Annotated in this window: 20 protein-coding genes; 11 read left to right on the top strand and 9 right to left on the bottom strand. The window is 73.1% G+C overall.

The window, feature by feature from the left end:
* Nucleotides 1–32: 32 nt before the first annotated feature.
* Nucleotides 33–296: a DUF6343 family protein gene (locus ACFYP4_RS30620; RefSeq protein ID WP_388789832.1), complete on the bottom strand. Its 264-nt coding sequence runs from the start codon at nt 294–296 to the stop codon at nt 33–35.
* Nucleotides 297–599: 303 nt separating this feature from the next.
* Here ACFYP4_RS30620 and ACFYP4_RS30615 point away from each other — a divergent pair, with 303 nt between their 5' ends.
* Entirely contained in the window at nt 600–1,052 is a 453-nt protein-coding gene (locus tag ACFYP4_RS30615) for a DoxX family protein (protein ID WP_388789829.1), read from the top strand.
* 155 nt (nt 1,053–1,207) lie between these two features.
* On the opposite strand, the gene ACFYP4_RS30610 is transcribed toward ACFYP4_RS30615, so the two are convergent.
* Nucleotides 1,208–1,702 (bottom strand): RNA-binding S4 domain-containing protein, encoded by a 495-nt coding sequence (locus ACFYP4_RS30610; RefSeq protein WP_358851989.1) that lies wholly within the window; start codon nt 1,700–1,702, stop codon nt 1,208–1,210.
* Between the two features lie 118 nt (nt 1,703–1,820).
* On the opposite strand from ACFYP4_RS30610, the gene ACFYP4_RS30605 reads away from it, so the two are divergent.
* The 4 genes from ACFYP4_RS30605 to ACFYP4_RS30590 all read left to right on the top strand — a co-directional run bounded on the left by ACFYP4_RS30605 (nt 1,821) and on the right by ACFYP4_RS30590 (nt 6,100).
* Entirely contained in the window at nt 1,821–2,540 is a 720-nt protein-coding gene (locus tag ACFYP4_RS30605; protein ID WP_358851988.1) for a uracil-DNA glycosylase, read from the top strand.
* 447 nt (nt 2,541–2,987) lie between these two features.
* On the top strand, nt 2,988–4,934 hold the full coding sequence (locus tag ACFYP4_RS30600; RefSeq protein ID WP_388789826.1) for an FUSC family protein: 1,947 nt from the start codon (nt 2,988–2,990) through the stop codon (nt 4,932–4,934).
* A gap of 88 nt (nt 4,935–5,022) precedes the next feature.
* Nucleotides 5,023–5,718 carry a DUF899 domain-containing protein gene (locus tag ACFYP4_RS30595; RefSeq protein WP_388789823.1) on the top strand — a complete coding sequence of 232 codons (696 nt, stop codon included), beginning with the start codon at nt 5,023–5,025 and terminating at the stop codon, nt 5,716–5,718.
* A gap of 208 nt (nt 5,719–5,926) precedes the next feature.
* The gene (locus ACFYP4_RS30590) at nt 5,927–6,100 is read left to right on the top strand and encodes a hypothetical protein (protein ID WP_355785619.1); all 174 of its coding nucleotides are present in this window, start codon (nt 5,927–5,929) and stop codon (nt 6,098–6,100) included.
* A 22-nt stretch (nt 6,101–6,122) separates the two neighbouring features.
* On the opposite strand, the gene ACFYP4_RS30585 is transcribed toward ACFYP4_RS30590, so the two are convergent.
* From ACFYP4_RS30585 to ACFYP4_RS30575, 3 genes are all read right to left on the bottom strand, one after another.
* Entirely contained in the window at nt 6,123–8,258 is a 2,136-nt protein-coding gene (locus ACFYP4_RS30585) for an ABC transporter ATP-binding protein (RefSeq protein WP_388789819.1), read from the bottom strand.
* A gap of 195 nt (nt 8,259–8,453) precedes the next feature.
* Nucleotides 8,454–8,900, bottom strand: coding sequence for a hypothetical protein (locus ACFYP4_RS30580; protein WP_358851984.1), 447 nt, complete (start codon nt 8,898–8,900; stop codon nt 8,454–8,456).
* Nucleotides 8,891–9,625 (bottom strand): ATP-binding protein, encoded by a 735-nt coding sequence (locus tag ACFYP4_RS30575; protein ID WP_388789815.1) that lies wholly within the window; start codon nt 9,623–9,625, stop codon nt 8,891–8,893. Before ACFYP4_RS30575 ends, ACFYP4_RS30580 begins: the two co-directional genes overlap by 10 nt.
* A 320-nt stretch (nt 9,626–9,945) precedes the next feature.
* Here ACFYP4_RS30575 and ACFYP4_RS30570 point away from each other — a divergent pair, with 320 nt between their 5' ends.
* Together ACFYP4_RS30570 and ACFYP4_RS30565 are read left to right on the top strand one after the other, a co-directional pair.
* Nucleotides 9,946–10,806: a helix-turn-helix transcriptional regulator gene (locus ACFYP4_RS30570; protein ID WP_358851983.1), complete on the top strand. Its 861-nt coding sequence runs from the start codon at nt 9,946–9,948 to the stop codon at nt 10,804–10,806.
* Nucleotides 10,807–11,070 carry a DUF397 domain-containing protein gene (locus ACFYP4_RS30565; RefSeq protein WP_358851982.1) on the top strand — a complete coding sequence of 88 codons (264 nt, stop codon included), beginning with the start codon at nt 10,807–10,809 and terminating at the stop codon, nt 11,068–11,070.
* A 76-nt stretch (nt 11,071–11,146) separates the two neighbouring features.
* Here the strand turns inward: ACFYP4_RS30565 and ACFYP4_RS30560 are convergent, their stop codons facing one another.
* Nucleotides 11,147–12,571 carry a PLP-dependent aminotransferase family protein gene (locus ACFYP4_RS30560; RefSeq protein WP_388789811.1) on the bottom strand — a complete coding sequence of 475 codons (1,425 nt, stop codon included), beginning with the start codon at nt 12,569–12,571 and terminating at the stop codon, nt 11,147–11,149.
* A gap of 41 nt (nt 12,572–12,612) precedes the next feature.
* Here ACFYP4_RS30560 and ACFYP4_RS30555 point away from each other — a divergent pair, with 41 nt between their 5' ends.
* Nucleotides 12,613–13,203: a carboxymuconolactone decarboxylase family protein gene (locus tag ACFYP4_RS30555; protein WP_388789808.1), complete on the top strand. Its 591-nt coding sequence runs from the start codon at nt 12,613–12,615 to the stop codon at nt 13,201–13,203.
* 116 nt (nt 13,204–13,319) lie between these two features.
* Here ACFYP4_RS30555 and ACFYP4_RS30550 read toward each other — a convergent pair whose 3' ends face one another.
* The gene (locus ACFYP4_RS30550; protein ID WP_358851979.1) at nt 13,320–14,807 is read right to left on the bottom strand and encodes a glutamate synthase subunit beta; all 1,488 of its coding nucleotides are present in this window, start codon (nt 14,805–14,807) and stop codon (nt 13,320–13,322) included.
* 271 nt (nt 14,808–15,078) lie between these two features.
* Entirely contained in the window at nt 15,079–15,558 is a 480-nt protein-coding gene (locus ACFYP4_RS30545) for a DUF1772 domain-containing protein (RefSeq protein WP_388789805.1), read from the bottom strand.
* A gap of 225 nt (nt 15,559–15,783) precedes the next feature.
* On the opposite strand from ACFYP4_RS30545, the gene ACFYP4_RS30540 reads away from it, so the two are divergent.
* The 3 genes from ACFYP4_RS30540 (at nt 15,784) to ACFYP4_RS30530 (ending at nt 17,545) form a co-directional block, all read left to right on the top strand.
* Entirely contained in the window at nt 15,784–16,425 is a 642-nt protein-coding gene (locus tag ACFYP4_RS30540; RefSeq protein ID WP_388789802.1) for a uridine kinase, read from the top strand.
* Between the two features lie 108 nt (nt 16,426–16,533).
* Nucleotides 16,534–16,947 (top strand): PPOX class F420-dependent oxidoreductase, encoded by a 414-nt coding sequence (locus ACFYP4_RS30535; protein WP_388789799.1) that lies wholly within the window; start codon nt 16,534–16,536, stop codon nt 16,945–16,947.
* A 169-nt stretch (nt 16,948–17,116) separates the two neighbouring features.
* Nucleotides 17,117–17,545, top strand: coding sequence for a CBS domain-containing protein (locus ACFYP4_RS30530; protein ID WP_358851975.1), 429 nt, complete (start codon nt 17,117–17,119; stop codon nt 17,543–17,545).
* A gap of 120 nt (nt 17,546–17,665) precedes the next feature.
* On the opposite strand, the gene ACFYP4_RS30525 is transcribed toward ACFYP4_RS30530, so the two are convergent.
* A complete protein-coding gene (locus ACFYP4_RS30525; RefSeq protein ID WP_388789796.1) occupies nt 17,666–18,793 on the bottom strand; it encodes a magnesium and cobalt transport protein CorA in 1,128 nt (375 codons plus the stop codon).
* Nucleotides 18,794–19,018: the final 225 nt, after the last annotated feature.

Here is a 19,018-nt window from a genome sequence, read left to right as displayed (position 1 = left end):
GTGTCCCAGGTCTCGTGAGGGGGTCGCCGGGGCTAGGGCCGGTGCTCCGGAGGAGGGTACGGCGGCACGTCGGGGCCCGGCTGGTAGTGGGGCCCCTGCCGGATGTGCCGCAGGATCATGAGCATGTCGGCGGTGGTGAGCAGCCACAGCGCGCCGCAGGCGGCCGCCCATCCGGGCCGTCCGGCCAGCGCGAAGCCCACCACCCCGCCGGTCGCCCAGACCAGCCCCCACAGGCTCAGCCAGAAGCGCAGCCGCAAAGCACTGCGTGCTGTCCTCGGCTCACTGCCTGTGCGCATCGGCATCACCGCTCCCACAGAAAAACGTACGCTTCGCGCCGCACCTCCACCACGGGACGGCGGCTCCGAGCCGCAGCACCTCCACCACGGGACGGCGGCTCCGAGCCGCAGCACCTCCGCGACGGGACGGCGGCCCGGAGCCCCGGAGAAGGCGACGGTGACGCCGGAGGGGCCCGCAGCGGTGTCGTGTCGCGACCTCGGCGGAGTCGGCACCCGCAAATCCCCGTCCGCAGCGATGAGTTCCGGGCCGACGGCCGGTCTACCTCCACGACAGCAGCCCACACCGCTTCGCAGGAGACCCACATGTCCGAGACCACCGCCTCCGTCGCCGGCGCCCCCTCCGTCACCCCCGCCGCCGCCCGTACCGGCCGCAGCCGCCGTGCCGAGATCTCCCTGAGGGCGCTCCAGACCGTGCTCGGCCTCTTCTTCGCCCTGGCGAGCGCGCTGCCCAAGCTGATCGCCCACCCGTCGGCCGCCGAGGGCTTCGACAAGCTGGGCTGGGGAAGCACGGGGATGTACCTGATCGGCGCGCTCGAACTCGCCGGAGGCATCGCGCTGTTGATCCCGCTGCTGTCGTCGGTGGCGGCGGTGTCCCTCAGCGCGTTGATGGTCGGTGCCTTCATCGTGAACGTCACCGCCATCCACGGCCCGTACCCCGCGACCCCGCTCATCCTGATCGTGCCGCTCGCGCTGATCGCCTGGGCGCGCCGCAGCCACAACGCCGACCTGGTCCGGGTGGTGCGGCGGCGCGCGTGAGGGGCGCGGGCGGCGGGGGCCTTCCCCGGCTGTACGTCGACGAGGGCTCCCCGTTCGTGTCGGGGAGCCCTCGTCGGTGCTCACGTGCGACGCGCCGGAAGCTCACGGGCGACGCGCCGGAAGCTCACGTGCGACGCGCCGGAGGAATCCGCCGCTCAGCCGCCGTCCGCGTCCCCGTCCGGCCGGACGAGACCGCGCAGGCGGTCCATCTCACGCCGGTCCCGCTTGGTCGGGCGGCCCGCTCCGCGGTCGCGGATGCCCGCAGGGGCGACGGCCTCGCGCGGCGGGGGCGGCGGACTGTTGTCCACGAAGCACTCGGCGGCGACGGGCGGCCCGACCCGCTTGCGGATCACACGCTTCACGACGACGACCCGCTCCCGGCCCGCGTGCCGCAGGCGGACCTCATCGCCCACGCGTACCGCGTAGGCGGGCTTCACGCGCTCACCGTTGACACGGACGTGGCCGCCGCGGCAGGCGGTGGCGCCCATGGACCGGGTCTTCACGAGCCGCACCGACCAGATCCAGCTGTCGACCCGCACGCTCTCGCCGGTCCGCGGCCCGGCCGCGCGGGCGGCGGCAGCCGCCGGGTCGTCGGAGCCGTGCGCACCGTCCGTGCCCCGCTCGTCCTCGTCAGCACCCTCAGAAGCCATGCCCCGACCTTAGTCCCGGCCGTGCGGGAGCCGGACGTCTTTTCCGTGCCGTCTCTCTCCGCCCTTCCGCGCCGAACCCGTGGGAAGACCGTCCACGACCCGGTCGTACGGTGGGGGGATGGACAGCAGCCTGGCCGGACTGGACGCCCGCATCACCGGATGCCGGGCCTGCCCGCGCCTGGTGGACTGGCGGGAGGAGGTGGCCCGTACCAAGCGCGCCGCCTTCGCGGACTGGACGTACTGGGGGCGCCCCGTCCCCGGCTTCGGCCCGCCCGACGCGTCGCTGCTCGTCGTCGGACTGGCGCCCGCCGCCCACGGGGCGAACCGGACGGGCCGGATGTTCACCGGCGACCGGTCCGGCGACGTGCTGTACGCGGCCCTGCACGAGGTGGGACTCGCGTCGCGGGGGACTGCGGTGAGCGCCGACGACGGACTCGCCCTGCACGGCGTGCGGATCACCTCGCCCGTGCACTGCGCCCCGCCCGCGAACAAGCCGACGCCCGAGGAACGCGACACCTGCCGGCCGTGGCTGCTCGGCGAACTGCGGCTGCTGCGGCCCTCCCTGCGGGCGGTGGTGGTGCTCGGGGCGTTCGGCTGGCAGGCCGCGCTGCCCGCCTTCGCGGAAGCGGGGTGGACGGTCCCCAGGCCGCGCCCCGTCTTCCGGCACGGCGCCCGGGTCACCCTGGACGGTGAGGCGGGCCCCCTCGACCTCTTCGGCTGCTTCCACGTCAGCCAGCGCAACACCTTCACCGGGCGTTTGACCCCGCTCATGCTGCGGGACGTCCTGCGTACGGCGGCCCGGCGAGCGGGGCTGCCGACGGCGCCGGAGTCCCCGTAGGCCGACGGCGCGGCGCACGACGCGGGCGAGGCGGACGTGCTGGTCGCGGCCACGGACAGGTACGCGGTGACCCCCTGACGGTGGCCGCCTCCGCCCGGAGTGCCGCCCACCCGCGCTCAGCATCCCCGCCCGTCCGTCCGCCGTACGCCCGGTGACGCCCCTGCGCCCGCATCCGACACCGCCGACGGTCCGGGGTGAGACGGCCCCGCGCCCGCACGCGGCTCCCGCGACCGCAGTGCGCGTCCCACACCGGAGCTTCCCCCGCCCCCGCCCGCGTCGTACCCCCGCAGCCGAGTTGCGTTCATAAAGAAGGCGGCATCTCCCGCACGCGTCACACCGTGGAAACGTTTGCGTTCCCTTTACAGCGGCAACGCGATCTACCCTGGACCCACCGCCCGGCCGACGTCGCCCGAAGGCAGACCCCGCCCTCGTCACGACAGGAGTCCCGTGCCCCTCCGCACCCCCCGCCTCGCCGTACCGCCCTGGTTCGCCCATGCGCTGCGCGCCCAGCGGGGGCCGGTGCCCTGGAGCGCGGTCGTCCGCGGGACGCTCGCCGCCGGGCCGCTGCTCCTCGTCGCCGTGCTCGCCGGACGCTCCTCCGCCGGGGTGGCCGCCGCCCTCGGGGCCATGCTCGCCGGGATCAACGACCGGCCGGGCAGCAGGCGGACCGCCGTCACCCGGCTGGGCCTGCCCGCCCTCGCGGGAGCCTGCGGGCTGCTCGCCGGGACGTACGCCGGGCTCCACGTCGGAGCCGTGGCGCTGACCGTGCTGCTGACCGGGCTCGGGCTGCTCGCCGGAGCCGTGAGCGCCGTCGGACCCGTCGCGAGCGGATCCGGCACGCAACTCCTGGTCGCCGCCGCGATCGGCGCGGGGATGCCGCTGCCCGAGCCCGGATGGCAGCGCGCGCTCTTCTTCCTCGCCGGGGCGGGCTGGCTGCTGGTGCTGCGGCTGGCCCTGCCGACGCGGGCGGCCGCCACCGGCGGCGACTACCGCTTCGACGGGGAACGGGACGCCGTCGCGGCCGTGTACGACGCCGTCGCCGCGCTGCTCGCCGGGGCCGGGGGAGCGGACGCCACCGCCCGTCGCGCCCGTCTCACCGCCGCACTCGACCACGCGCAGGACGCGCTGTCCGGACCCCGGCTGCGGCGGTACGCGAGCTCCTCGGCCGAGCGGCGGCTGCACGCGCAGTACGCCGCCGCGCTGCCGCTCGCCGAGGCCGCGACGGCGCTGGCCTGGGCCGGCGACGACGTGCCCGCGCGCGCCGCGCGGGGGCCCCGCCGACTCGCCGCCGCGGTGCGCGCCGGCAACCACCCGGGCCCGCTCCCGGCGCCCGCCCGCTCCGCACCCGCGCTGCGCGCGCTCGACGACGCACTGCTGCACGCCGCCGACGCCTTCGACCGCGGCGCCGGCACCCCGCACCCCGGGAAGCCCGCCCGGCGCCGTACCGCCGGAGCCCTGCTGCGCACCGTCGTCGGCCCCGGGGGGCGCGAGTACGGCTTCCGGGTCGCCCTCTCCTTCGGCGCCGCCGTCGCCGTGGCGCAGGCACTGCACCACACCCACTGGTACGGGGACCACGCGCACTGGTACTGGCTGCCCGCGACCGCGGTCTTCCTCGTCAAGCCGGACCTCGGACCGCTCGCCTCGCGTGTGCTGTGCCGGGCGGCGGGAACGGTGCTCGCGGCGGTGCTGTTCGCGGGGCTCGCGGCGCTGCTGCCCCGGCCCGCCGGGCTCGTCGCGCTGGTCGCCGTCTGCGGGGCGCTGATCCCCGTCGCCACCCGGCACTTCGCCGCGCAGACGGCCGTCATCACCGTCCTGGTGCTCGCCCTCGTCATGGTGGGCGGGGAGCCGCCCGCCTCCTGGAGCCGGATCGGCGAGACGCTGCTGGCCTGCGGGATCGTCCTGCTCGTCGGGCACCTGCCGGCGCCCGGCCAGCGCGGCGGGACGGTACGGGCGCGGCTCGCCCGGGCCGCACACGCGGCGGACGCCTACCTCGCGCACGTGCTGGGCGACGGCACGGCCGACGACCGGGCCGGGCGGTGGGCCCTGCGCCGCGAGGCCTACCGCACGCTGGCCGAGGCCCGCACCGCGATCGACCTCGCCGCCGCCGAACTCCCCGCCCTGGCAAAGCAGTCCGAGGGCACGGACGAGGTGGCCGCGGTCCTCGAACGGCTCGTCGACCTCACGACCGCCTGCGCCGTGCACCTCGACGACACCGGCCGGCTCACCTCCCGCCACACCGAGCGGATCACCGGCCTCCTCGACGAACTGGCCCGGCTCCGGGAGCGGGCGGGACTCCGGCCCTCGGAGATCCCGGACGCACGCCAGGCGCCGGCCCTCAGCGGCAGGCCCGTGCCGCGAACCGGCGTGGAGAGAATTCTCCCCGTACGCCGATGAGTTCCGCTCCCGCCACCGGTCCACCCCTGGGAAGGCACCGTTCCAGGTCCTCCGCAGGCAGCGGGGATCCTGTCGGCAGGAGGGGCACATGACGTTTCCGCAGATCGTCTCGCGCGAGGAGTGGCGCGTCGCGCGCCAGGAACTGCTCGTGAGGGAGAAGGCCGCCACACGCGCGTGTGACGCGCTCAACGCCGAACGGCGCAGACTGCCGATGGTCGAGATCGACAAGGAGTACGTGTTCGAGGGCGGTGACGGCAAGGCGACCCTGCTGGATCTCTTCGAGGGACGGCACCAACTCGTCGTCCACCACTTCATGTTCGCCCCGGAGTGGGAGGCCGGCTGCCGGAGCTGCTCGGCGTTCCTCGACCAGATCGGCCATCTGGCCCACCTGCGGGCCCGCGGTACCGCCTTCGCCGCCGTGTCCCGGGCGCCGTACACGAAGATCCTGCCCTTCAAGGCCCGGATGGGCTGGACGGTGCCCTGGTACTCGGCCCGCGACACGGACTTCAACCAGGACTTCCAGGTGTCCTTCGAGGGCGAGGGCGACAGCGAGCCCTTCGAGCGGCCGGGGATGAGCTGCTTCCTGCGCGACCGCGACCAGGTCTTCCACACGTACTCGACGTACGAGCGGGGCCTCGACGGTCTGGGGTCGACGACCTCGCTGCTGGACCTCACCGTCCTGGGCCGCCAGGAGGAGTGGGAGGAGCCGCGGGGCCGGGCGTCGCTCCTGGGGGCGCCCGCGGGCAGCGAGCGGATCCGGTACCACGACGAGTACGAGAACTGACCGTCACGACGGTGTGACCGGCGAGCCGGGAGCGAAAGAAGGGATCGGAAACCGCATCCGTAACGACACAGTGTGCTACGGAGGGTGAGAATCCGTCCCCCGAGACGGTGAACACGTGTCGACTGCGTATCAGTACCGTCACTTCGCGAGCCGTTCACCCCATTGTTGGCGTTTAACTCTACGAGTCGGCGCGACATGGAGGTGCAGGGTGAACGGGCGAATGGTGCTGGAGCGCTTCCCCGCCGGTGGACCGCGCGGGTCGTGGCCGGCGGAGGAGTTCGCGCAGGCGTGCCGTCTGCAGGGTCAGGCCGCGGAAGTCGTCATGGACCTCTCCACCGACGCGTTCCTGGTGATCGTGCGCGGCGCGGACGGCGTCGAGTAAGCCGGGGCACGTCGGAGTGACGTCACCCGGCGTCGCGGGTGGACACCTTCGCGTCGGCGGCGGGTGCGTCGGCGTCCTGGACGGGCACCTTCGCGTGGTCGTCCCGCCCGGGCACCTTCGCGTGGTCGTCCCGCCCGGGCACCTTCGCGTGGTCGTCCCGCCCGGGGACCTTCGCGTCGGCGGCGGGTGCGTCGGCGTCCCGGAGGAGATCTCTCGCGTGCGCGTCCCCGGTCGGCGGCCCGGCCATGAACTGCTCCGCCTGGAGCCCGTACAGCTCCGCGTAGACACCGCCCCTGGCCAGCAGCTCCTCGGGGCTGCCGGACTCCACGAGACGGCCCTGCGCCAGCACGTGCACCAGATCGGCATGGCGTACCGACGCCAGCCGGTGCGTGATCAGGACGACCGTCTGCCCGGTACCCGCCAGGGCGCGGATCTTCTCGAAGACCTCCAGCTCGGCCCGGGCGTCGAGCGCCGCCGTCGGCTCGTCCACGATCAGGATCCGCCCCCGCCGGTACGCCGCACGTGCGATCCCCAGCCGCTGCCACTGGCCGCCCGACAGCTCGTGGCCGCCGCTGAAACCGCGCGCGAGAAGGGTGTCGAGGCCGCGCGGCAGATCCGCCACGACGTCCTGCGCCCCGGCCTGGGCGACCGCTGAGGCCAGCCGTTCGTCGGTGAGCGGCGCCGAGGCACGGCCGACTGCCACATTCACGCGGGCCGTGAACGGCCACCGCTTGAAGTCCTGCGCCACCATCGCGACGCGCTCGGCGAGCCCGCGCCGGTCCGCGGTCGCCGCGTCCACGTCGTCCCACAGGATCCGCCCGTGATCCGGCGTGTACAGCCCGGCGAGCAGCTTGACCAGGGTCGTCTTCCCCGAACCGTTCTCGCCGACGAGCGCCACGATCCTGCCCAGCGGCAGCGTGAGGCTCACGTCGTCCAGGGCGGGCCGGGCCGCCTTGCCCGGATAGGTGAAGGTGACGTTCTCGAAGCGGATCTCGCGCGGATCCTCCGGCAACGGGTCGCCGCCCTCGGGAATCGCACGCTGCGCCGCCTCGACGTACAGGCGTTGCAGGTCACCCACGAACAGGGCGTCCTCGTGAAGGGAGTTGACCTCCAGTACGAAAGTGTCGAGGCTCGCCGAGCCGGTGCGGATCGCGATGACCGCCGTACCGGCCACGGAGAGCGCCATGGTGCCGCCCAGCAGCAGGGCGCCGAGGGTCGCGTACGTGGCCACCGTGGCGAGGCCCGTCCAGGCCGCCGCGATCAGGCCCGTACGCGCGGCCAGGCGGGCCAGCCGGGCCTGTTCCGCCTCCGCCGTCTCGGACATGGAGCGGAAGTGGCGCAGCAGGAACGGCCCGACGCCGTGCACGCGGATCTCCGGCGCCGCGGCCGGCTCGGTGAGCAGGTTGCCGATGAGCCGTCCGGCCCGGGCGTGCTGCACCCAGGCGTGGAACGACTCGTACCGGCGCCGGGCGATCGTCAGGGCGCTCCACGCGCTCGGCAGCGTCATCAGGACGAGGAGCGGCAGCAGCGCGGGATGCAGCACCGTGAGCACGCCCGCCGCGGCGACGAGCGAGATCATCGCGTTCACGACCTGGGTGGAGATGGAGATCATGCGCCGGGCGGACGAGGCGCCGTACTGGGCGGTGTCCAGCAGCTTGTGGAACGCGTCGTCCTCGATCGCGGAGAGCTCCACGGCCGCCGCCCGCTCCAGGTACAGCTCCGTCGCCACCCGTTCGACCTTCGGCTCCAGCCGGCCGGTGGCGTACGTCGAGGCGGCCCGCAGCAGGGCGGCGAGCAGCATGACCCCGGCGACCGTGACCAGCGCCGGGACAGCGCCGTGCAGCCGCTCCTCGACCGGTCCGCCCGCCATCAGCCGGCCCAGCACGCTGTTGACCGCCAGCAGGCCCACCGCCTGCGCCGCACCGCGGGCGATCTCGGCGCTCAGCACGATCCGGGCGGCGCGGCGGTCCGCCTGCCAGGCCAGCCGGAAGCTGGACGAGAGCAGGGCGGGAAGCCTCGTCACCATGGCGCGGAAGCCCAGTTCCAGGAAGGCGTCCGAGTGCTGCGACCAGCCCATGTCGTAGCGCAGTGGGCCGCCGAAGAGCAGGCGTTCCGAGTCGGACGGCGACGGATCGGTGTCGTCGCGTTTCTTTCCCACCGGTGACCTCCCCCGAGTGTGCACGCACGGTGCCCTCCCCAGGAATGGGGGCCTCCACCCGTAGCGGCGGCGGGGATCGCGGCGGACCGAAGCACTTCGGACCCCGGGAGTTCACGCCGTCGGCGCCCGGCGGTGCTTCCGCGCGGGGTGCGCCGCGAGACGGTGACGCAGTGGAGGGGGCGCGGCAGGCGGCCTTCAGGCACCGATGGAGTGCGACCAGGCCGGCGGGGTGCCCATGACCCGGCACACGGCCAGGTACAGCGGTATCGGCGGAGTGTACGGAACCGTACTCTCCGGTTTGTGTATGAGCCCGGGAATGGAGGGTGCCTCCGGTACGACCGCTCCCGCGGCGTACCGGGCGGGTGCGGGCCAGTCCAGGGCGACGTCCGAGTCGGAGGGGACGATCCACCACCACTGGGCCGCGTCCGCGTACACGCAGCCGACGCGCGGCAGACGGGACAGCAGGACCGGGCCGAAGTGCGCGGGGACCGCCACCGCGTCGCAGCCCAGCGGCACCGTCATGCCCTCGGGTATGGGGAGTCTTCTGGGTGCCCCCGGTGAGCGCTGTTCCCGCTTGAGGCGGACCAGCGTCTCCAAGGTCAGAACAGGGGCCGTCCCGGTCGACGTCGCCCTCACACCCATTCGGCCCCCGTCCCCCGGAACGCCTGCGTCCCGGAACCCCGGCCGTCGGCCGGGGGCTTCTTCGCGCTCCAGCCGAGGTCCGAACGCGCTTGCGTGTCCGGTTCCCGGCCCCCCGAGCGGGCCGGGACTCCGGAGTGCGGCGCCTGCGCGCCGACGGGGCGACAGGCGTGCGGCACGGTCGCCGCGCGGGGCGGCTCCGTCGCGTGCGGCAGACCGTCCGCCAGGCGCGGGAGGTCCTCCGCCAGGTGCGGCAGCGCTTCCGTCAGGTACGGCTTGTCGTCGGGCGGGTACGGCTGGTCCGCCGCGTCCATCGCGAAGAGGTCGTCCGCCGCGTCCGCCAGGTCCGCGAGGTCCGCGGCCGGATCCGTGGTGGGCGTGGCGTCCGCCGTGCGGGGCAGCTCCGCCCAGACCAGCAGGCCGGGCCCGTGCTCCTGGGCGCCCCAGGCGCGGCAGACGGCCGCGACGAGCATCAGGCCCCGGCCGTGCTCGTCCTCGGCCCCCTGCGGAGAGGGCCGCGGCTCACCCGGGGCGCACCCCTCGTCGCGTACGGCTATCCGCACCAGATCGTTGCCGTCGTGCAGCTCGCACACGATACGGCGGCTCGCCGTGTGGACGATCGCGTTGGTGACCAGCTCGGAGACGACCAGGTCCGCCGTGTCGCACGTGTCCGCGCAGACCTCCCAGCCCGACAGCCGGGCATGGGTCAGGCGCCGGGCCTGTCTCACAGAACCCGGGTGTGCGGCCAGCTCGAAGCGAAACCGGCGCTCCGCGGTCGCATCGGGGCGCACCCCTGCTGCGGCACGGAGACCGGTCCGGTCTGCGGCGGCGTCTGTTCCTAACGGCGCGGACGGAGTCACGCTTGCCACTATCGCCCCGCCGTGAACACTTGGCAAGTGTCACTCTGAAAATTGCAGAGTGCCGCGTGACTCCGTGAAGGGCCATGGCACACTGCTCGCAACAGCACCTCGAGCGGCGCCAGTTGGAATCCGGGAAAAGGACTCCGAACGGCGCCGCCCGGGCTGTCCGGACTCAGTGGAGGTGGGACGTGAGCGAACCGCGGTCCGCGCCGACGGTCGGCCAGGTCGTTCTCGGCCGGCGACTGCTGGACCTGCGGGAACGCGCGGGTCTGAAGCGTGAGGAGGCCGCGCGCATCCTCCGTGTCGCACCCGCCACGGTCCGCCGTATGGAGATGGCCGAGGTCGGCCTGAAGATTCCGTACCTCCAGCTCCTGCTGAAGTCGTACGGCGTCTCCGACGAAGAGGCCGAGGGCTTCGTCCAGCTGGCCGAGGAGGCCAACAAGCCCGGCTGGTGGCAGCGGTTCCACGACATCCTGCCGGGCTGGTTCTCGATGTACGTCAGCCTGGAGGGCGCGGCGGCGGTGATCCGCTCGTACGAGCCCCACTTCGTGCCCGGACTGCTGCAGACCGAGGACTACGCCCGGGGCGTCCTGAAGTCGGGCGCCATCGGCCAGACGCAGCCCGACGACATCGAGCGCCATGTCGCGCTGCGCATGCACCGGCAGAATCTGCTCACTCGCAAGGACGCTCCCCGGCTGTGGGCGGTGATGGACGAGACGGCCCTGCGCCGCCCCGTCGGCGGCCCCGAGGTCATGCGCGCCCAGATCGACAAGCTCCTCCAGGCCACGAAGCTGCCCAACGTGACACTGCAGATCGCCCCCTTCTCGTCGGGCCCGCACCCCGGCACCTACGGGCCCTTCGTGCTGTTCCGCTTCGCCATGCCGGAACTGCCCGACATGGTCTACAGCGAGTACCTGACCGGTGCCGTCTACCTGGACGCGCGCTCCGAGGTGGCGACCCATCTCGAGGTCATGGACCGCATGGCGGCCCAGGCCGCCACGGCACATCGCACGAAGGAGATCCTGCGGGACCTCCGCAAGGAGCTGTGAATGGAACGCATCAAGCCGCGGATACGCACCGGGCGGATCTACAACGGCATGCCCGCCCGTGAGCTGGGCAGCGAGGGCTGGCACAAGCCGTGGAGCGGCGGCAACGGCGGCAACTGCCTGGAGGCGATGAAGCTCGACGACGGCCGGATCGCCGTCCGTCAGTCCGCGGACCCCGACGGGCCCGCGCTGATCTACACGCCCGGCGAGATGACCGCCTTCATCCAGGGCGCCAAGGCGGGGGAGGCGGACTTCCTGCTGTCCTGAACGGTCCTGCCTCCCGTCACGCCTCTCCGCACGCCGCTGAGCCGTCACTCCTCCCGCGGCCTGGGCCGGGGTCCGTTCACCCCGGCGGCAGCAGCCCGCACAGCGCGTCGAGCGCGGCGCCGTACGCGTGCTCCGCGGGGGTCGCGTAGCCCACGACCAGACCGTCCGGCGCGGCCGTCGTCGCCTGCGGATGGCGGAATCCTGTGAGCCCTTCGAGGGCGACCCCCTGCCAGGCGGCGGCCTTGAGCACGGAGGCTTCGGTGCCGGACGGCAGCCGCAGGACCGCGTGCAGACCGGCCGCGATCCCGGTGACCTCGACCTGCGGCGCGTGGGTGGCGAGCGCGTCGACGAGCCGGTCGCGCCGCCTCCGGTACCGCTGCCGCATCCGCCGCACATGACGGTCGTACGACCCGCAGGCCACGAAGTCCGCCAGCGTCAGCTGGTCCAGAACGCTCACCCACGCCTCCCGCTCGCCCTTGGCCGCGAGCACCCCGTCGACGTACCGCTCCGGAAGGACCATCCATCCCAGCCGCAGCGCGGGGGACAGGCTCTTGCTGACGGAGCCGATGTACACGACGCGCTCCGGGTCCAGTCCCTGCACGGCGCCGACGGGCTTGCGGTCGTAACGGAACTCCCCGTCGTAGTCGTCCTCCAGGACCAACCCTCCACGCGCGCGTGCCCAGTCGATCACCGCGGCCCGCCGCGACGGGTGGAGCGGTCCGCCGGTGGGGAACTGGTGCGCGGGCGTGAGGAGTACGGCCCGCTCCCGGTCCAACTGGCCGACCCGGGCGCCGTCTTCGTCCAGGGGCAGCGGCACGGTGCGTACCGACGCGCCGCTCAGCAGCTCGCGATGGAAGCCGAGGCCGTACGACTCCACGGCCAGCGGTCCCCGCAGCACCGCGTCCGGGCCCGTGAACAGCAGCCGCAGCGCGTGCGCGAAGCCCGAGCACACCACGATCCGTTCCGGGTCGGCGCGCACCCCCCGCGCGCGTGCCAGGTAGGCGGCGAGGGCGGCGCGCAGTTCTGCACGGCCGGCCGGATCGCCGGGCCCGAAGACCTCGCTCGGCGCCTGCTGGAGCGCCCGCCGGTACGACGCGAGCCAGGCGGCGCGCGGGAACGACGACGCGTCCGGCGTGCCCTGCCGCAGATCGTGCCGGGGGCCACGCGCGCGTGGAGGTGCCTTCTTCGGTACGCGCGTGCCGGTGCCCAGCGGTTCGGCGCGCTCGGCGACCCGGGTGCCGGAACCCTGGCGGCCGGTGAGCCAGCCCTCGGCGACCAGTTCGGCGTACGCGTCGGCGACCGTGTTGCGGGCCACGCCGAGGTCGGCGGCGAGCGAGCGGTACGGCGGCAGGCGGGTGCCCGGCACCAGCCGGCCCGAGCGGACGGCCTCGCGCAGCGCACGGGTCAGCGCCGCCCGACGGCCGCCCGCCCCCGCCCCGGAGATCTCCAGATGCAGATCCGCACCGATCCGCTCCGCCGAATTGACCCATGATTCCGCCACAGAAATGCACCCTACAGCGGGTCTTTCAGGCCCGTAGATTCATGGTCATGACGACGAACCAGATGCACACGACGACGGTCACGGCGAACACGGACTCGACGACGACGACGCCGGTGGCGGCGGTGGCGGACGGGATCACGCGTGCGGCGGACACCTCGGGCACTCCGGCGGCCGGGAGCGGCTCCACCCGCCTCGACTTCGCGAAGACCGCCCCGAAGGTCTTCCGGGCCCTGATCGGCTTCGACGCGGCGGCCCGTGAGGGACTCGACCCGGCCCTCGTCGAACTCGTCCAGATCCGGGCCTCGCACCTCAATCACTGCGCCTACTGCCTCCACATGCACACCAACGATGCGCGCAGGGCGGGCGAGAGCGAGGACCGCCTGCACATGGTCCCGGTGTGGCGCGAGGCCCGTCACTTCTTCACCCCCAAGGAGCGCGCGGCCCTGGCGCTCACGGAGGCGGTCACCCTGGTCGCCGGCTCGGGGGTCCCCGACGACGTCTACGCGGAGGCCGCCGCCCACTTCGACGACCGGGAACTGGCCCACGTCCTCGCCCTGATCTTCACGATCAACACCTGGAACCGGGTCGCCCTGTCGACGGCGAAGCGGGCCGGTACGGACACCCGCGGCTGAGCACGCCTGCACCCCGACCGCCGGCCGGAACCCGCGGCCGTCCGGGCCGGGTACCGGCGGCCTGCGGCGGCCGGTCGGGTGGCGGAGGGTCCGCCGGTCACGCGGCGGTGGGCCGGCTACGCCGTCATCGGGCGGTCGTACGGTCCGATCGGCGCCGGCAGCCGCGAGTGGCCGGTCAGGTGGCGGTCCACGGCGGCCGCCGCCGCCCGGCCCTCGGCGATGGCCCAGACGACGAGGGACTGCCCGCGCGCGGCGTCGCCGGCGACATACACACCGGGCACGTTGGTCGCGAAGTCCGCGTCGCGGTCGATCGTGCCGCGGGAACCCACCGCGAGACCGAGCCCGTCGATCAGGCCGTCATGGGGGTCCGGCCCGGAGAAGCCGAGAGCGAGCAGGACCAGATCGACGGGCAGGACGCGCTCGGACCCCGGGACCGGGCGGCGCAGCTCGTCCACCTCGACCAGGTGCAGTGCGCGGACATGCCCCCGCGCGTCCCCGGTGAAGCGCAGCGTGGACGCCGCGAAGAGCCGCGCGTCCGCGTCCGCCGCCGGTGACGTCTCCAGGTCGCGGGCCTCCTCGTGCGCGGCGGAGAGCCGGTAGATTTTCGGGTACGTCGGCCACGGCTCGACGTCCTCGTCGCGAGCCTCGCCCGGCTGGGCGTAGATGTCCAGCTGCGTCACGGACGCGGCGCCCTCCCGCACGGCCGTGCCCAGGCAGTCGGCGCCGGTGTCCCCGCCACCCACGATGACGACGTGCTTCCCCGCCGCGGACAGCGGCGAGACCTCCAGATCCCCCTCGCACACCCGGTCGGCGAGCGGCAGATACTCCATCGCCTGATGGATGCCGGTCAACTCACGTCCCGGTACCGGCAGTTCGCGCCACGCGGTGGCACCCAGGGCGAGTACGACGGCGTCGTAACGCGCCCGCAGCTCCTTGGCGCCGACATCCCGTCCGACCGCCACCGACGTACGGAACCTGGTTCCCTCAGCCCGCATCTGGTCGAGCCGCCGGTCCAGTTGCCGCTTCTCCATCTTGAACGCGGGGATGCCGTACCGCAGCAGGCCCCCGATCCGGTCGGCCCGCTCGTACACGGCGACGGTGTGCCCGGCCCGCGTCAGCTGCTGCGCCGCCGCCAGCCCGGCGGGACCCGAGCCGATCACGGCGACCGTGTGACCGGAGAGCCGGTCCGGCGGGCGCGGTGGCGCGAAACCGTCCGCCCAGGCCCGGTCCGCGATGGCGACCTCGACGTTCTTGATGGTGACGGCGGGCTGGTTGATCGCGAGCACGCATCCCGCCTCGCACGGCGCGGGACACAGCCGGCCCGTGAACTCGGGAAAGTTGTTCGTCGCGTGCAGCCGGTCGCTCGCGGCCCGCCAGTCGTCCCTGGACACGAGGTCGTTCCACTCCGGGATCAGATTGCCCAGGGGGCAGGCGTCGTGACAGAAGGGGATCCCGCAGTCCATGCAGCGGTCGGCCTGCACGCCGATGATCGGCAGGAGCGCCCCGGGGACGTACACCTCGTCCCAGTCCCGCACCCGCTCCGCGACGGGCCGACGGGGCCACTCCTCGCGCGAAGCGGTGAGAAAACCCCTGGGATCGCCCATGGCCGTCTCCCTCGTGTGCGCGTGACGGGGGGCGTGCTCTTTCGGCCACGATACGGCGTCACCGCACCCCGCGCCGCTCGGCTCCGCCCACCGGTTTCCGCCGCTCCCGGGGTCGCTGGACAAGGGCTGGGCTCGGCACGGTGGGGTCGGCTGGGCTGCGGTCGGCCGGGCCGGGGTCGGCCGGGTCAGGGTCGGCTGGGCTGGGCTCCGCTGGGCTGGGCGCAGCGGGGCTGTGCTGGGCCGGGTTGTGCTGGGCCGGGCTGTGCTCGGCTCAGGCGAGGGCGAGCACGTACGACACCGCGGCGGCGGCCGACGCGACCGTACGGACGTGGTTCCACCTCGTCCACTCACGCACATAAGCGGGCCAGTACGCGGCGGCCTCCGGGGTGCCGGGAGCCAACTCGGCGAGCTTCTCGTTGCGCGGGACGTTGGCGACGGCCGTCACGCCGAACGAGCCGAACAGATACAGCGCGCCGCCCAGCAGCAACTCCACCGTGCCCTCGTCCGGCCACACGACGAAGGTGACCACCGTCAGCACCGCACACAGCACGGCCGTCCCCACGAACACGAGCATGAAGGCCGGAGTCGTCGCTGCCCCGTTGATCGCCTGCATGGCGGCCGCCCCCTGCGTCGCGGGCAGCTTGGCGAGCCCCTTCATCACGAACGTGGAGAACCCGCAGAAGACGCCCGCCACCAGGCCGGTGCCGAGCACACCCAGCACTGTCAGCACGAAGTGCGGCCCATCGATCATGTCAATTCCCCCGTCCGGCCCGGGCCAGATTTTGCCCAACGCCCGCTCTTACGGACAGTGAAGCCCGCCGCAGTCCCCCGTGACCATGGCCGAGCAGTGCATGAGCATGCGCGAACGTCCACGGTCACCGGCGTTCGAGATGCCTCCCCGCCGGTGCCGCAACCGCTGGCATCTGCTCCGCCCGGCACCGCCTCGCCCGTGAGGGCAGGTCGTGAGCCGGGCATCATGGGCCCTGTGCGACTCGAAGCGATCACCTGGGAACGGCTCGGCGACCTGCTCGCCGAGCGCCTCCTCGACCTGAAGCCGGAAGACGGCAGTCCCTGGCCGCGCATCGCCTTCGACGGGGCTCCGGCCGCCCGCCCCGGCGACCTCGCACACCGGGTGTCGGAGGCGCTGCGTATCCGCGGCAGGGCCTCGCTGGTCGTCGGAACCGAAGGCTTCCTGCGGCCGGCCTCGCTCCGCTTCGAGTACGGGCACCAGGACGCGGACGCCTACTACGACGGCTGGTTCGACACCGGCGCCCTGTGGCGGGAGGTCTTCGGCCGTCTGGAACCCGGCGGTGACGGCCGTGTCCTGCCCGACCTCTGGGACCCGGCGACCGACCGGGCCACCCGCAGTCCCTACATCCAACTCCCGCCCGGCGGGCTACTGTTGCTGCACGGACCCCTCCTTCTGCACCGCTGGTTCCCCTTCGATCTGACGGTCCACGTCCGCCTCTCGCCGGCCGCCCTGCACCGCCGCACTCCCGAGGGCGAACGCTGGAGTCTGCCCGCCTTCGAGCGCTACGAGGCCGAGGCGGACCCCAGTGCCGCGGCCGACGTCCTGGTGCGGGCCGACGATCCGCGCCACCCGGCGTGGAACGGCTGACGGGGGTCACCCGCCCCAGGGGCTACTGGGATAGCCCCCCCAGGGGCTACCGGGATCACTCGCCCCAGGGGCTTTTATATGCACGTGCATGTAGTTAGTCTGGGTCCCATGACACAGGCTTCCGATCATCCCGTCTCCTTCAGTGACTCCGTCCGGGCTCTCCTCGACGGCAAGAACTTCGCCGCCGTCGCCACCCTCGGCCCCGACGGTGCTCCCCAGAACTCGGTGGTCTGGATCAAACGCGAGGGCGACACCGTGCTTTTCTCCTCCACCGCCCGTCGGCAGAAGGTGCGCAACCTGATGCGCGACGCCCGCATCAGCCTCTCGGTCTTCGACCTCGCCAACCCCTACACCTCCGTCGAGATACGCGGCACCGCCGAGATCCTCCCCGACGAACGCAAGCGGCTGCCGCACGAGCTCTCGCACAAGTACCTCGGCATCGACCCGCCCGGCGAGAAGGACGACGAGGTCCGCGTGATCATCCGCGTCGTCCCCGAGAAGGTCGTGGGCTTCTCCGCCTGATGCCCGCCGCGGGCGGCCGGCATCAAGCGGACGCCCGCCGTGGGCGGTCGGTCCCGCAGGCCCGCGGTCTCCGGGTGCGTAGCCCCCGGAACGCGGAGAGAATGTAGGACGCCGGGACTAGCGGCACCCACCCGCGCCGCGCCGGCCGTCCGGCACCGGGAGGTACCCCATGACCACCGCCGGAGACATCATGCACCGCGGTGCCCAGTGGATTCCCGCACACGAGACGCTGGACCGCGCCGCCCAGCTGATGCGCGAACTCAACGTGGGCGCGCTGCCCATCAGTGACGAGAACGAACGACTGTGCGGCATCCTCACCGACCGCGACATCGTCATCGGCTGCGTGGCCATGGGCCATGACCCGGCCCGGGTCACCGCGGGCGAGATGGCTCAGGGCACGCCGCGCTGGATCGATGCGGACTCCGACGTGGGCGAGGTGCTCGCGGAGATGCGCGGGCACCAGATCCGCCGTCTTCCCGTCATCGAGAACAAGCGTCTCGTCGGCATGATCAGCGAAGCCGACCTGGCCGAACATCTGACGGACGACCAGCTGGCCTCCTGGGTCGAGGGCGTCTATGCGAGGAGCGCGGCTCGCTGACGCACGGCTCGCTGACGCGGTCGTGAGGAGACGGAGCCCCTTGTTTGGGCGCCCGTCCGTCCGGCCGACCGGACAGCTTGCCGTGCTGTGCCGGACGAGGGCTGCCGGGCGAGAGGCTTCTCAGAGCCAGCCGTTGCGCCGGAAGCCCCGGTAGAGGGTCAGGCACGCCGTGCTGATCACGGCGAGGACCAAGCCGTAGCCGTACTTCCAGTGCAGCTCAGGCATGTGCTCGAAGTTCATGCTGTACACCCCGCAGGCCATCGTCGGCACGGCGATCACCGCGGCCCATGCGGTGATCTTCCGCATGTCCTCGTTCTGCGCGACCGTCACCTGGGCGAGATGCGCCTGCAGGATCGAGTTGAGCAGCTCGTCGAACGCGGCTATCTGCTCGGTGACGCGCAGCAGATGGTCGGAGACGTCCCGGAAGTAGGCCTGTATCTCGGGGTCGATCACCCGCATCGGCCGGGACACCAGCTCGAGAAGGGGACGGCTCAGGGGGGCCACGGCCCGCTTCAGCTCCAGCAGTTCACGCTTGAGCTGATAGATGCGTCCCGGGTCGGTCCGCGCGCCGTTCTCCGCGAAGACGTCGGTCTCGACCTGGTCGATGTCCGCGTGCACGGCGTCCGTGACGGTCAGGTAGTCGTCGACGACGTGGTCCGCGATGGCGTGCAGCACCGCGGCCGGGCCCTTGGCCAGTTGCCCGGGGTCGGCCTCCAGCTCCTCGCGCAGCGGGCCGAGCGAGCCGTGCCTGCCGTGCCGCACGGTGATCACGAATTCCTGGCCGACGAACACCATGATCTCGCCGGTGTCGACCACCTCGCTGGTCGCCGTCAGCTCCGCGTGCTCGACGTAGCAGACCGTTTTGAACACCGCGAACAGCGTCTCCCCGTAACGCTCCACCTTCGGGCGCTGATGGGCGTGCACCGCGTCCTCGACCGCCAGTGGATGCAGGTCGAAGAGCTCGGCCACGCCGGCGAACTCCCGGACCGTCGGCTCGTGCAGCCCGACCCAGACGAATCCGTCGCCGTGCCTGCGCACCTCCTTCACGGCGTCGACCAGATCGCCGCCGCCGAGGACGCGGACTCCGTCCTTGTACGTCACGCAGTTGACCACTGCGGAGCCCAGCGGGGACCGCGCGGGGTGGCTCAGGTCGACCCGCGGCCGCCGCCGCGCGAGCCGTGCCACTCTGCGGAGGCCCCCGGCCCTGCCGAGGCTCGTGACCTTCCGCAGATTCCCTGCCATGGACATCTGAGCTCCTCGCGTGGATCTCCCTGCGCCGCGATTGCGCCTTTCCGCGGCCAGTCTGCCAGGACGGCCCGGGGGCCGGGAAAGCCTGTGGGAACGGAGCATTCCGCTTCACTTCGCGGGGTGGCTCTCCCGGGTCTACCAGCCCGCCTTCCGTTTCACCGATCGAGCTCGCGCTCCCGTTCGGCCGTCGAGTTCGCTCTCCCTTCCGCTTGCCCGGGTCGCACG

It is taken from the genome of Streptomyces sp. NPDC005551 (assembly GCF_042871785.1).
Taxonomy (GTDB): Bacteria; Actinomycetota; Actinomycetes; order Streptomycetales; family Streptomycetaceae; genus Streptomyces.
Note: the sequence above shows the minus strand (reverse complement) of the source record. Positions and strands in the feature narration are given on the sequence as shown.